Here is a 13,776-nt window from a genome sequence, read left to right as displayed (position 1 = left end):
AAAGTCAGCGTTTTTCCACGATCGGCGAAATGATGAAACCGGCTTCATGGGCTGGAGAGATGGTGTTGCCTTCTCTGGTAATGACCACGTTGGCTCCGAGAGAGCCCTTCAGCCTCATGTCATGCCGCTTCATGATCTGACGCTTCACGATGGGAAAGGCTTGCAGAAGCCTGTCAAAATCAGCTTTTGGAATGGCCAGCATGTGGGAAAATTGCAGGGAGCGGACCGTATTATGCGCTCTCTGTCCCTGAATATGGCTGTTGGCGCCAATCAGGTCCCCTGCTCCCAGCATGACTTCCTGGGTTTCCGTGCTGGTGGATGTTTCTACAAGACCTGCCACCTGCGCATAGATCGTGCGGATGCGCTCGCCTTTGCGGATCAGTATCTCCCCTGGCGAGAGGAAACAGATGAAGACCCGGCCCGCCAGTTCATGAAGGGCTGCATCTGGAACCCCGTTGAAGGCAGGGAAAGACCTCAGACGCTGCTCAATGCCACTGCGCAGGTTGAAGCGTAACGGCGTGTCCAGCCGATTCCTCTGTCGTTCGATCGACTTATGAAGCTCCCGATGCAGTTCCTGCGAGATGAGGTTGTCCTTTGCCAGAGTAGCATATTCTTCATCTTCCAGACGAAGGGCTATCTGGCGCAACAGACGTCCCTCCAGCGCTTCTGAATAGCCGGAATAATGCAGCCTCAGTGTTGCCAGGGCATCATCCAGCAGTTTGCGCTGCCGTCCCAGCACTTCAGACACGATTTCCGTAATACGGAGTCCCAGAGTGGGTTCCATGCGTTCCCGGACAAAGCGTATCAAGGATGTGGAAACCAGATGGGAAATGATCAGCGTTTCAAAACGCTCCATCATGCAGGCGGTCAGCGGGCGATCAATATGAAAGCGCCTGTGCAGCATCTGTGCCAGGCGGAGACGCCAGGAAGGCTGAAGACTCTTGCGGCGTGTCTTGACGTAGCCATACCGTCCCTCCAGCTGGGTGGCATCCACGATGGCCTCTGTAGCGCGCAGCAGGGTCTCGATCACCCGACGGCTGGACATTCCCTGAACCCGGAAAAGGTCCAGCAGCAGGGTCCGCTCCTGGTTGGCAATGGTCAGCAGGGCCATGTTGACGCGATCTTTGTCGGTCAGTGCTGTCTCAAAATTGTTGCTGGCTTTTTCCTTTTCAGCACGCTGTTCAAGCCGGCTGATGACCCCGCCCCGTGTCCGGGCACCAAAACTGAGTTCATCAGACACATGGGCCACACGCTGAGCCACATGGCTGAGACCGATACCGATGATCTGGTTTCGCAGGGCTTCATCAATGGGGGACAGCCTGTCGAGCTTCAGGAAAAGAACCAGAGAGCGTAGCGTCGTGCCATTGATGAGAAGTGTGGTCAGTACAAATCCGGTAGCTACGATCCCGACAAAATGGGTGATGGAATCGTTGATGTGCGGGTTTTCATTGACAGCAAGTGCCAGCGCCAGCGTGATGGCGCCACGCAGGCCACCCCAGGCCATGGTGGTCTTGAAGCGTAATGGAACAGGTGGCGACAGTCTGGTGAGGATCAGGAGAGGAAGGAGGCCGAAGATGACGGCTGCTCTGGCGATCAGCCCTGCCAGACTGGCAATGAAGATCAGCAGAAGGTCCCACTTCGTCATGCCGATCATCATACGGGGGACAAGCATGGCCGCTAGCATGAAGACGAGCGTACTGGCCCAGAACTCGATCTGCTCCCACAATTCCCGGAGAAAGCGCCACGTCTGGGGACGGAAGGTGGATGGACCAAAAGCCGAAATGGTCAGACCGGCAGAGGCCGTGGCGACCACACCGGAAAACCCGAGGATATCGTCACAGAGGATGTAAACCCCATAGGGCAGCACGAGGGAGAGTGTGATCTCAGCTGCGGGGAATCCGCTGATGGCAGTAATCATGATGAGGGCCAGTCGGGCGACTGACACACCGATGATGACGGCTCCGGCAAAGTTGGTCAGAAAATCTATGCAGGCTTCACTGAAACTGATCTGGTGATGGGCGGTGATGGCCGATACCAGGATGGTGAAAATGGCAATGGCCGCTGCATCGTTCAGCAGGGCTTCCCCTTCCACAAGGCGGCTTAGGCGGGCCGCTGCGCCGATCTCACGGAAAATGCTGGCCACGGCAGAGGGATCTGTCGTGGCCACGATGGCCCCCAGCAGGAGGCAGGCAACGAGGCTCTGCTGTGCAAAGGGATAGAGGGCAAAGCCAATAGTCGCTGTGGAGACAATGACAGCCACGATGGCCAGCAGCAGCACCGTGGCGATTTCATGGGTCAGACTGCGGACATTGATCCCCATGGCCCCCTGAAAGACCAGGAGTGGCAGGAAGATGAGCAGGAAGCCCTCACTGCTGATGGGGAATGACAGGAGAGCCCCTGCCGGTCCTTCCAGCAGGTCCAGCCCCATGGAATTGTTGACGAGAGAGGACGCTGCCCCCAGCCCTATCCCCAATACGGCAATGATGACCGTTTCAGGCAGGTTGATCTTCTTGGCCAGGGGCGGAATGAAGCTGATGAGAAAAAGGAGGAAAACCAGGGTCAGAAGTACAGCTGCCAGCCCTATTTCCATCTGATATCCCCTTTTTTCACCCTCTGATCACGCTGCCCGGAGAGTAAGCGCAAAACCCCTGTCAGGCAAGCCTTGCAGGGGGTTATTACCTGCTTTCCACCTTTCTGAAGCATTAACGGGGCGTCGTCGTTACTCCACGGTAACGGACTTGGCCAGATTGCGGGGCTGGTCCACGTCCGTACCTTTCAGCAGGGCAACTTCGTAGGCCAGAATCTGTACCGGAATGGTGTAGAGGATGGGCGCCACGAAGGCACTGACATCCGGCAGGATGACCATGTGTTCTGCAATGTCTTTCAGCCGTTCAGCCCCCTTGTCATCGGTAAAGACAAGAATGCGTCCCCCACGGGCCCGGGCTTCCTGAAGGTTGGAAAGTGTCTTGTCAAACAGGATGGTGGAAGGTGCGATCGCCACGACAGGAACACTGGGGTCGATCAGGCTGATGGGACCATGTTTCAACTCTCCAGCGGCATAGGCTTCTGCATGGATGTAGCTGATTTCCTTGAGCTTCAGCGCCCCTTCCTGGGCAACAGGCATGCAGATTCCACGTCCCAGATAGAGGACGTCCCTGGCCTGGGCAATCACCCGTGCCATGGTGCGTATCTGGTCAAACAGGCCCAGAACTTCCATGGCATGGGATGGAAGGTCCAGCAGGTTGTCTGTCAGCTCCCGTTCCCGTTTTTCATCCAGCAGGTTGCGCTGGCGGGCAAAATCGATGGTCAGGGCAGCAAGTACGGCAAGCTGGGCCGTAAATGCCTTGGTGGAGGCAACTGATATTTCTGGTCCGGCTACCATGCCCAGAACCAGATCACTCTCCCGGCCCATGGTGGAATGTTCCACGTTCAGGATGGAGACGATGCTCTGCCCAGCCGTCTTGAGCTCCCTCAGCACCCCGAGTGTATCGGCTGTTTCACCGGACTGGGATATGAGCAGTGCCAGCCCCTTGTCAGGCTGTGGCGGGTTCCGGTAGCGCAGCTCGGAGGCCACATCAATATCAACCGGCAGCCGGGCCAGCTCTTCAAGCCAGTAGCGGCCGACCATGCCAGCATAAAAAGCTGAACCGCAGGCCGTGATCGTAGCACGGGACAGCGTACTGGCATCAAATGGCATGTCTGGCAGAGCAATGCGGCGTGTGACAGGGTCGATGATGCGCTGGAGCGTCTGGCCAATGGCTACGGGATGTTCATGGAGTTCCTTCTCCATGAAATGCCGGTACCCATCCTTGCCAATCTGCCCTGTTGTCAGGGAGGCTGTCTGGATCGGCCGCTCAACAGCCCTGCCCTGCCCGTCCAGAATCTCGACATGCTCCCGCGTCAGCACGCACCAGTCCCCATCTTCAAGATAGGATATCTGGCTGGAGAGCGGTGCCAGGGCGAGACTGTCCGACCCGAGGAACATCTCCCCTTCGCCGTAGCCAATAGCCAGAGGAGCGCCATGACGGGCCCCGATGAGGAGATTGTCATGTCCCTCAAAGATCATGGCAATGGCATAAGCACCCTGGAGCTGACGGATGGTTGCAAAAGCAGCTTCCTTGGGAGGCAGACCGTTCTGGATATGCTCATCCAGCAGATGGGCAACGGCTTCTGAATCCGTTTCAGTCTCGAAGGTACGCCCCCCGGCTTCAAGGGTTTTCTTCAGGTCTGAAAAATTCTCGATGATACCGTTATGAACAATCGCCACTTTTCCGACCCTGTGCGGGTGGGCATTGTTGGTGGTTGGTGCTCCGTGGGTTGCCCAACGGGTATGGCCAATACCTGTGGTACCGGAAAGGGGTGTTTCCTCCAGAGCCTTGGCCAGATTATCCAGCTTTCCGGCAGCCCGGCAACGTGCGAGCCGACCATGCTCCACGGTTGCAATGCCGGAAGAATCATAACCGCGATATTCCAGCCGACGGAGCCCTTCAAATACGATCGGAGTAGCAGGACGGTGTCCGACGACGCCACAAATACCACACATCAGCCCTGTTCCTTCTTCTTCCGCAGTGCCTGCTGGAGAGCCTTCCCCTTGCCTGCCTTATTGTCCTGCCGTGTCCGCCCGAATGCAAGGGCCTCGGCGGGAACGTCCTGCGTGATGACACTGCCTGCCGCTGTCATGGCATCATCGCCAATCTGGATGGGGGCCACCATGATGGTATTGGACCCTATGAAGCAGCCTTCCCCAATAACGGTTCCGTGTTTGAAGACGCCATCATAATTGCAGGTTATGCTGCCAGCGCCAATATTGCTCCCCGCACCTATCTGGCTGTCCCCCAGATAGCTGAGATGATTTGCCTTGCTTCCGGCCCCCAGAGTCGTGTTTTTGAGTTCCACGAAATTGCCGACGTGGCTGCCTTCATGGCAGACAGTGCCAGGACGCAGCCGGGCATAAGGGCCAATCACGACGCCCTGCTTCACAACACATCCTTCCAGATGAGAAAAGGCACGGATTATGCAACCTTCTTCGAGAGTGACGCCAGGCCCAATGAACACGTTGGGTTCGATCACCACATCGGCAGAAATGATGGTATCAGGGTCGAAAAAGACGCTGGATGGATCAATTAGGGTGGCGCCCTGTTGCAATGCTTTCTGGCGCAGACGCTGTTGGAGCCGTGCTTCGGCCTCTGCCAGCTCGGCCCGGGAGTTGATGCCGGCCAGCTCGTCCTCCGTCCCCTCGACGCAGCTTACTCGTCCTTGCCGGGCTGCGAGAGCGACGATATCCGTCAGATAATACTCGTTCTGGGCATTTTCGGGGGTGATGCGGCTCAACCAGTCTTTCAGCTGCGCAACCTCAGCACACATCATGCCTGCATTGCAGAGTGTAATGCGCCTTTCGGCGTCGGAAGCATCCTTGAACTCGACGATCCGTTCCACCTGCCCATCGGGGCCTGTCACAATCCGCCCATAATGCCCGGGCACAGCAGGGCGCATTCCCAACAGGGACAGTACGTTCTCCTGTTCTCCCTGGGCATCCAGCAGGCGCTGCATGGTATCGGCTGTCAGGAGTGGGTTATCAGCATAAAGTATGACAGCCCGTCCCTCTTCCAACCCATCCACGCCTGTTTTTGCGGCGTGTCCCGTACCCAGACGTTCATGCTGGATGACAGTTGTGTGGGGAGATACCTGCCGGGCCAGATCATCCATTCCCGGGCCGATGACGACCACAATGCGGTCCACGACCTGCCGGGCTGTTTCGATCAGATGCCAGATCATGGGGCGGTTTCCCAGACGCTGCATGGCCTTGGGATACCGGGACTTCATGCGTGTTCCCATACCGGCAGCCAGAATGATGGCAGTAGTCATGGAACTCATAGATCAGGCCTCCCATGGAATGAAGACAGGTGCATGAGGGGAAGGCTCAGCGGGTCTGGGTGTGTGTGACAGCAGAGACTTTTGGTGCTGCCTGTAGAACGACAAGAATCTGCCCCATCTTGTAGTGATCGAATTCGATGCGTGCTGGAACGAACCCGCCCTGAGGATCATGGACAAACCAGACGGTTCCTTTGTGAGGACTGGACTGGGCGGCCTTGAAGCGTGTGCCGATGGAAAAACCACCAATCTGCCGTCCCGTGAAATCACATTTCAGGGCGTCCCCCCGAAAATAGGACCCATGATCCTTGGGAAGGGTCGTCTGGCTGGGGCCATGAACATCCAGATAGGACAGACGGATACCGTCGAAAACAGGTCTGCTGAAAGTGCAGTCCTGTTTCAGCGTCATCCGGTGTGTCAGCGCAACAAGAAAACTGAGCATGTCGACAGACTGCTTCAGCTCTGCAGCGGGCAATGGCTCCCGCTGTTTGTCTACTGGCAGGAAGACGGCCACATGCGGGCCAGTCAGATCAAAATCAATGTGAGCTTTTTCTTCCTCGCCATGGGCAAATCCACTGTTGCTGAAGGAAACCGGCGCAACATTATCTCCGTTGAAGTGCCCCTGGGCACTGCTCAGCAGATTCAGTGTCAAAAACCAGCTGGCGAGACCAACGGTATAAAGATGCGTCTCCACTCCGTAGCCCCAAGGTTGCAGGACATAATCTGCATCAGCGCCCAAGGCACGATACCCATGAATGAAAACACCGTACCGGAGATGTATGTTCTGTGCGGCAGGCAGGGTGTCGGCTGCGCTTTTCAGTGAGGGTGCCGGTGCAGGCGCGTCTGCCTGCTCTGCCAGAGCCCCCGGGGCCAGCAGACAGGAAGAAGCCAGCGTCAGGCCCGCCAGCAGGCGGCCAGTGATGAAGCGGCGGATTGAAAGCGTGTCAGACGTCAAGATTGGCAACCTTCAGTGCGTTATCCACGATGAACTCACGACGGGGTTCGACAACATCCCCCATGAGGGTGGAGAAAACCTGCCCCGCTTCTTCGACATCGCCAACCTGCACCTGCAGGAGGGTCCGGGTGGCCGGGTCCAGCGTGGTGTGCCAGAGCTGCTCATCATTCATTTCGCCCAGGCCCTTGAAGCGGTTGATGGCCAGACCACGGCGCCCCTGGGCCAGTATCTGTTCCATCATCATGCCTGGGCCAGAAAATTCGAAATTCTTCTGGTCAAGCTGCAATGTCACGGGCCTGCTGAAGAATTCAGCAAGCCACTGGGACTGCGCGAGAAGACGGCGTGCTTCACTGGAGCGAAGCAGTGTGGCTTCAAACGTGTAGCGTTCCCCCACACCACGGAGAAAACGACGGCAGGTGACGCCCTGGCTGTCGGCCTCAACTTCCCAGCCCCGCTCATTTTCGGGAGATGCTGCTTCCAGTCTGGCCAGGAAGCCATCGACTGCTTTCTGTCGGATCGCTGCATCAGGGTTGATGAGCCCGCTGACAGCCGCCTGCTCCATGATCCAGAGCGGGACACGGGCTGAAAGTGCCCGCATGTCCTGTGCCAGTCGGCTGCAACGGTCAATCACGTCACGGAGTTCCGCACCGTCCAGTACGGTTCCGTCATGGCAGGTCAGGGATGCATTGCTCAGGGCCTTGTCCAGCAAGTAGCTGTCCAGTGCAGGTTCATCCTTGAGGTAGCGTTCCTCTTGTCCACGTTTGGCACGGAAGAGCGGCGGTTGGGCAATGTAGAGATGGCCGTTTTCGATGAGTTGGGGCATCTGCCGGAAGAAGAAGGTCAGAAGCAGGGTGCGGATGTGGGAGCCATCCACGTCAGCGTCCGTCATGATGACAATCTTGTGGTAACGGAGCTTGTCAATATTGAAGCCCCCCTGCTCGGCCGGACCATGACCGATCCCCGTGCCCAAGGCTGTAATGAGGGTGCCAATTTCGGCAGAGCCAAGCATCCGGTCGAAGCGGGCACGCTCAATGTTGAGAATTTTGCCACGCAAGGGCAGAATGGCCTGGAAACGGCGGTCCCGTCCCTGTTTTGCTGTTCCGCCGGCAGAATCCCCCTCCACAATGAAGAGTTCTGCCCCTTCCGGGTTGCGTTCCTGGCAGTCGGCCAGTTTGCCCGGCAGGGATGAGACATCCAGAACGCCTTTGCGCCGTGTCAGCTCCCGGGCACGGCGGGCGGCCTCTCTCGCACTGGCGGCATCAGCAATCTTGGCAATGATGATGCGGGCTTCCTTGGGATGCGTCTCGAACCAGTGGCCGATCATGTCGGCGGCAATGGTGTGCACGACAGGCTGAACTTCGGAAGAAACCAGCTTGTCCTTTGTCTGGGATGAGAATTTAGGATCGGGAACCTTGACGGAAAGAACGGCGGAGAGGCCCTCCCGCATATCCTCACCTGTGAGATTGCTGGTTTCTTTCTTGTTGCCCAGCAGAGAGGCATATTTCCCGACGGCCCTCGTCAGGGCCTGCCTGAAACCGGCCAGATGGGTGCCGCCATCACGTTGGGGAATGTTGTTGGTGAAGCACAGCATGGTCTCGTGGAAGCTGTCATTCCAGCAGAGAGCAAATTCCACCTTGATGCCAGATGTTTCATCCTGCAGCTCCCCGGTGATGGGAGGGTCGATCAGTGGCGTCTTGGAGCTGTTGAGCCATTTGACGAACGCTGTCAGCCCCCCTTCATAGTGGAAGACAACCTCCCGTGGCTCACTGTGACGCTCATCACGCAGGATGATCTTCATACCCGAATTCAGGAAGGCCAGCTCACGGACACGGCGCTCCAGGATACTGAATTCGAATTCAGTTTTGGAGAATGTCTCCGCACTCGGCTTGAAGGTGACTTCCGTTCCGTTTTCTTCGTCCGAATCACCGATGACCGCCAGGGGAGCTACACGCTCACCGTGCCGGAAATGAATGGCATGTTCCTTGCCCTGTCGCCAGATGCGTACATCCATGGTCTCGGAGAGAGCATTGACAACCGCAGCCCCCACACCGTGCAGACCGCCGGAAACCTTGTAGGAATTCTGATTGAATTTGCCCCCGGCATGCAGCTTGGTCAGCACGACTTCAGCCGCACTGATCCCCTCTTCCTCGTGCAGGTCTGTCGGGATACCACGCCCGTTATCCCGGACTGTGACAGAGCCGTCCCCATTCAGAGTGAGAATGCAGTAGGAGGCGAAACCTGCCTGTACCTCATCAACGGCATTATCAATGATCTCGAAGACCATGTGATGCAGGCCGGAGCCATCATCCGTATCCCCGATATACATGCCAGGCCGCTTGCGGACAGCATCCAGCCCCCGCAGGACGGAGATGGAAGAGGCGCCATATTCCTCATGATCGGAAGACTGAATTTCCGGCTGGTTATGGGATTCTGACATGCCTGCGCATTACTCCGGTTGGCTGAGAGCTTTGATGAGTGAATATACTGTCAGAAGCCTTTCCTGACCAGTGCTGTCACCGGGGTTATCCCGAAATAACCGTGAGAAAAGGCCATATTCTGGCCGCCTCATGCCGGATGGAGTGCGCCATTCTGAACATGAAAGAAAGCTGCAATGTTTCTGATGGAAGAAAAAGGTTCAGCTTCGGTTCCTGTCAGGATGGTGGTCGTTTTCAGGGCAGAGAGACTGTCCATCAGGATGATCCGCCGCCGTTCATCAAGATGGGTCAAAGGTTCATCCAGAAGGATGACGGGAGCCTGCCCCCAGACCCTGCTGATGGCATGGGCATGGGAGAGGATGACGCTCAGGAGCATGATTTTCTTCTGTCCACTGCTGGAGTGTGCTGCCTGACGGCCTGTCATGGCGTCCCGCAGGCTCATGTCAGCCCTGTGTGCTCCGATGGAGGTGCTCTTGCGGGCTTTGTCCTGAAGGCGGGACTGTTGCAGGGCGTGGCGGAGCTTGTCTTCCACTTCCAGAGCCGGGCTGGCTTTCAGCGCTGTGGCGATGGGGCAGTGCAGCTCCAGAAGGGTTTGGGGGAAAGCTTCATTGCCGAAAGGGGTTTCTTCCAATGTTTCGAGAAGATGCAGCCGGGCTGCCGTTATGGCGACTGCGTGGCGGCTTATGGATTCTTCCAGGGAGGTCAGCCAGGCCGTTTCATCAGGCTGTTCCAGCAGGATGCGGTTCCGGCTCATGACGGACCGCTCATGTGCCATGAGCTGCTGCGTATGATCCGGCAGGAGAGCGACGGTCAGCCGGTCCAGAAACCGTCTACGGCTGCCAGCACCTTCAAGAAAGAGACGTTCCATCTGCGGAGTAAGCCAGACGCAGGAATAAAGTCGGGCAATTTCTGCCATGGTCCGTGTTCTTTCTCCGTCCAGGAGAAAGATGCGGCGTCCCCGCCCCTCGGTCAGGCCGGTAGACAGTTGGAACTGTTGTCCTTCCCGCTCCAGATGGGCGGCGACGCCCCATTGGGTTGTTCCGTGGCGGGGCAGCATATGAGCTGGTGAGCCCAGAAGCCCCCGCCCCGGGGCAAGTAGGGAAAGGGCTTCCAGAAAATTGGTTTTGCCGCTGCCATTCTCCCCTGTCAGGACGGACAGGGTGGCGGACGGCTCCCAGACGCACCGTCTGTAATTACGAAAATCCGTTAATGTCAGACGGTGCAGGTTCAAGGAGATCGTTCAGACCCGGATGGGCATGAGAACGTACAGAGCCGCAGGCTCGGCCGTATCGCGGATCAGTGTTGGAGATGAACTGTCGGCAAGGGCGAACTCGGCTTCAGCGTCGATCTGGTCGGTGATGTCCGTCAGGTAACGGGCCTGGAAGCCGATCTCCATGTCGTCATTGTCGTAGGTGACGCTGTTTTCATCCAGCTCCTCCTGAGCAATGCCCTGATCGGGGCTGGTTGCGGAGAGGGTCAGATGGTTCTTCGTGATGGTCAGCTTTACCGGGCGGGAACGTTCCTGGCTGATGGCCGCCACACGACCTACGGCTGCCGCAAGATCCTGCTTGGTAACACGCAGGATGCGTGAATTGGACTGGGGAATGACACGGGTATATTCCGGAAAAGTGCCATCCACCAGCTTGGAGGTCAACAAGATGGAACCGATACGGAACTGGATGCGCGTCTCTGAAAGAGCCACCTCTACAGAGGCTCCATCATTATCCAGCAGTTTCCGAACTTCGGTTACGGTCTTGCGGGGGATGATGATGCCCGGCATTTCTTTTACGCCGAAAGGCGCTGGAACGTCGACCTTGGCCAGCCGGTGTCCATCTGTCGCCACAGCCCGGAGATGGTTCTTTTTGTCCACCAGTACGATATGGAGATAGATGCCGTTGAGATAATAACGGGTCTCCTCGTTGGACATGGCAAAGCGGGTACGGTCGACCAGCCGACGCAAATCACCTGCCTGAATGGCAAAATGATGAGGCAGATCGCCTGCTACCATGGCCGGAAAGTCATCAACTGGCAGAACGTTCAGGCTCGTCTCGTACCGCCCGGCCTTGAGGTGAAGGGGCCCTTCCGCATCCTTCTGTTCGAACTCGATCAGGGCACCATCGGTCAGTTTGCGGACGATCTCGAAGAGAACGGCAGCCGGAACAGTGACGGACCCGGCATGTGTGGCCTCTGATGGAATTTCCTCGACGACGGCAATCTCCATGTCCGTCGCTGTCAGGCGCAGAACCTCGCCATCATGCTCCATCAGCACATTGGCGAGAATGGGGATGGTGTTCCGTTTTTCAGCGACACCCTGAATGTGAGACAGTGCACGCAGAAGTGGCGCGCGATCAACTGTGAACTTCATGACAACCCCAAAGCCTTATCGGGAAGAGTAATATGTCTCTCTAGCAAAACAAGGACATGCTTGAAAAGCCATCTTCAGCTTTCTAGCATGTGGCGCAGCAGCTCGACGCTTTCAGCCAGACCGGGGTCCTGTTCCATAAGCTCCGAAATGCGGTTCACGGCATGCATGACAGTCGTATGGTCCCGATTGCCGAATTTCCGGCCGATTTCCGGGAGGCTGCGGCTTGTAAGCTGTTTGGCCAGATACATGGCAATCTGCCGGGGGCGGGCCACGGCCCGGGCACGACGGGCTGATGACATGTCGGTCAGACGGATATTGAAATGCTCGGCCACCTTGCGCTGGATTTCATCAATCGTAACACGGCGCTCATGAGCTTTGAGCATATCTTTGAGGACATCCTGTGTCGATTCCAGCGTGACGGGTCTGCCTACCAGATCAGCATGGGCGATGAGGCGGTTCAGTGCACCTTCCAGCTCCCGCACGTTGGTGGTGATCTTGTGGGCCAGATATTCCAGCACCTTGGGAGGGACAGGCGTGCCAGAGGCCTTGGCCTTGGCTTCCAGAATGGAAATGCGCAGCTCGAAGGTCGTAGCGTGAATATCCGCTACCATACCGCAGCCCAGCCGTGTGCGGAGCCTGTCCTCCAGACCGGAAAGATCAGAGGGGCTCTTGTCAGCGCTGACGATGATCTGCCGCCCTGCATCCACCAGCGCATTGAATGTATGGAAGAATTCTTCCTGAGTGCTGTTCTTCCCGATCAGGAACTGGAGGTCGTCAATCATCAGCACATCAACCGACCGGAGCTGTTCCTTGAACTCCATCTGGGATTTGGACTGCATGGACGCAATGAAACGGTACATGAATTTCTCGGCAGACATATAGGCGACCGAGATGTTCCCGCGGCTGATCAGCTTGAGGCCAATAGCGTGCATGAGATGGGTCTTGCCAAGACCAACGCCACCGTACAGGAAGAGCGGGTTGAAACCGGGGCTGGCGGGATGATCCGCAACACGCCCTGCACAGGCATAGGCGAATTCATTGGGCTTGCCGACCACGAAATTGTCGAACGTGAAGCGGCGGTCCAGCGGGACGGCAAGATCATTCCGCACTTCATTCATCGAGGGCGAAGCGGCTGCAACGGCCTCTTCACGATCCAGGGCCGCTGCATCTTCATTGGCCATGGCGCTGATGGAGAGATTCGCAGCCCCCCCGCCCTCTTCAGCCTGTGGAGCATCATCCCCGGTTTTTGCGGCACGCTGTGCTTTCTTGTCGATCCGTAATTCGACATGCTGGACAGCTGGATTCTCTTCACGCCACAGGGACTGAAGGCGTTGGCCATACTGGGCACGGACCCAGTCTCTCAGAAAACGTTCCGGCAGGTAGAGGGTAATTTCATCATCATCCAGCGGGCCCAACGTAATGCGCTGGATCCACATCCTGTATTCCACATCGCCGACCTCACCTTTCAGGCGATCGCAGATGCGCAGCCAAGATGCCTTGAGAGCAGAATTTTCAGAAGAGGCCATAGCAGCGTCCTGGGACTGAGCTTTTTCCACTTCTGATCTCCGTACTTCATGGTCTTGCAGGCCTTCGGCTAGGGTAGAACCCGCCAGAAGGGGTAATCAAGTGTTTTTGCCGGGGCGTTGGGTGCCTTGTCACACTAGCTTAACCTTCAGGAAAGGGAAAGCCTGCTTGGGCCATGATACGACCCCGCCTTGCGTGAGGGCAAAAAAAGAACGCGCCCAGTGGGCGCGCCCGAAGCCGTTTCATCAGGTCCTGATGAAACGGGCCATTCTGCCTGGATCGGACGATCAGGCAGCGGCGGTAAGAGACTTGATGCGGGCAGAGAGGCGGGAGAGCTTGCGGCTGACCGTGTTGCGGGAAATCACACCCTTGCCAGCTGCACGCTGCATCTCAGGCTGGGCCGCACGGAGTGCTTCTGCCGCTGCATTCTTGTCGCCGGACAGGATGGCCTTCTCAACATTCTTGATGAAGGTACGCATACGGGACAGGCGGGAAGCGTTGCGCAGACGGCGGCGCTCGTTCTGACGGATGCGTTTACGGGCAGATGCGTTGTTTGCCATGGGCTTCAGGTTTCCTGCGGATAGTTCGCTAAAAAATAATGTCTGCCCCTCTACCGCTCCGCTGAC

At 57.3% G+C, this 13,776-nt stretch carries 9 protein-coding genes; all 9 read right to left on the bottom strand.

Annotation, left to right across the window (positions count from 1 at the left end; translation table 11 throughout):
- Positions 1-4: 4 nt before the first annotated feature.
- The 9 genes from DTI93_RS02900 to rpsT all read right to left on the bottom strand — a co-directional run bounded on the left by DTI93_RS02900 (position 5) and on the right by rpsT (position 13,710).
- Positions 5-2,590, bottom strand: a complete 2,586-nt coding sequence (locus DTI93_RS02900) for a cation:proton antiporter (protein ID WP_043560096.1) — start codon at positions 2,588-2,590, stop codon at positions 5-7.
- Between the two features lie 129 nt (positions 2,591-2,719).
- The gene (gene glmS, locus DTI93_RS02895; protein ID WP_154981436.1) at positions 2,720-4,543 is read right to left on the bottom strand and encodes a glutamine--fructose-6-phosphate transaminase (isomerizing); all 1,824 of its coding nucleotides are present in this window, start codon (positions 4,541-4,543) and stop codon (positions 2,720-2,722) included.
- A complete protein-coding gene (gene glmU, locus DTI93_RS02890) occupies positions 4,543-5,874 on the bottom strand; it encodes a bifunctional UDP-N-acetylglucosamine diphosphorylase/glucosamine-1-phosphate N-acetyltransferase GlmU (RefSeq protein WP_249079597.1) in 1,332 nt (443 codons plus the stop codon). Before glmU ends, glmS begins: the two co-directional genes overlap by 1 nt.
- A 46-nt stretch (positions 5,875-5,920) precedes the next feature.
- Positions 5,921-6,826 carry a hypothetical protein gene (locus tag DTI93_RS02885; RefSeq protein WP_249079594.1) on the bottom strand — a complete coding sequence of 302 codons (906 nt, stop codon included), beginning with the start codon at positions 6,824-6,826 and terminating at the stop codon, positions 5,921-5,923.
- Positions 6,816-9,263 carry a DNA topoisomerase (ATP-hydrolyzing) subunit B gene (gene gyrB, locus DTI93_RS02880; RefSeq protein WP_081563161.1) on the bottom strand — a complete coding sequence of 816 codons (2,448 nt, stop codon included), beginning with the start codon at positions 9,261-9,263 and terminating at the stop codon, positions 6,816-6,818. The genes DTI93_RS02885 and gyrB overlap by 11 nt, the downstream gene beginning before the upstream one ends.
- Positions 9,264-9,391: 128 nt before the next feature.
- A complete protein-coding gene (gene recF, locus DTI93_RS02875) occupies positions 9,392-10,492 on the bottom strand; it encodes a DNA replication/repair protein RecF (RefSeq protein WP_081563160.1) in 1,101 nt (366 codons plus the stop codon).
- Positions 10,493-10,501: 9 nt separating this feature from the next.
- Positions 10,502-11,626, bottom strand: coding sequence for a DNA polymerase III subunit beta (dnaN, locus tag DTI93_RS02870; protein WP_043560108.1), 1,125 nt, complete (start codon positions 11,624-11,626; stop codon positions 10,502-10,504).
- Positions 11,627-11,700: 74 nt separating this feature from the next.
- Positions 11,701-13,152, bottom strand: coding sequence for a chromosomal replication initiator protein DnaA (gene dnaA, locus DTI93_RS02865; protein ID WP_249079593.1), 1,452 nt, complete (start codon positions 13,150-13,152; stop codon positions 11,701-11,703).
- Positions 13,153-13,437: 285 nt separating this feature from the next.
- Complete coding sequence (gene rpsT / locus DTI93_RS02860; protein ID WP_043560115.1) at positions 13,438-13,710, bottom strand: 30S ribosomal protein S20; 273 nt, start codon at positions 13,708-13,710, stop codon at positions 13,438-13,440.
- Between the last annotated feature and the right edge of the window lie 66 nt (positions 13,711-13,776).

Source organism: Parasaccharibacter sp. TMW 2.1884, from assembly GCF_023337695.1.
Lineage (GTDB): Bacteria > Pseudomonadota > Alphaproteobacteria > Acetobacterales > Acetobacteraceae > Bombella > Bombella apis.
Note: the sequence above shows the minus strand (reverse complement) of the source record. Positions and strands in the feature narration are given on the sequence as shown.

Coding starts and splice junctions, on each gene's coding strand:
- dnaA (WP_249079593.1), bottom strand. CDS start 13,152: ATGGCCTCTTCTGAAAATTCTGCTCTCAAGGCATCTTGGCTGCGCATC.
- glmS (WP_154981436.1), bottom strand. CDS start 4,543: ATGTGTGGTATTTGTGGCGTCGTCGGACACCGTCCTGCTACTCCGATC.
- glmU (WP_249079597.1), bottom strand. CDS start 5,874: ATGAGTTCCATGACTACTGCCATCATTCTGGCTGCCGGTATGGGAACA.
- dnaN (WP_043560108.1), bottom strand. CDS start 11,626: ATGAAGTTCACAGTTGATCGCGCGCCACTTCTGCGTGCACTGTCTCAC.
- gyrB (WP_081563161.1), bottom strand. CDS start 9,263: ATGTCAGAATCCCATAACCAGCCGGAAATTCAGTCTTCCGATCATGAG.
- DTI93_RS02900 (WP_043560096.1), bottom strand. CDS start 2,590: ATGGAAATAGGGCTGGCAGCTGTACTTCTGACCCTGGTTTTCCTCCTT.
- rpsT (WP_043560115.1), bottom strand. CDS start 13,710: ATGGCAAACAACGCATCTGCCCGTAAACGCATCCGTCAGAACGAGCGC.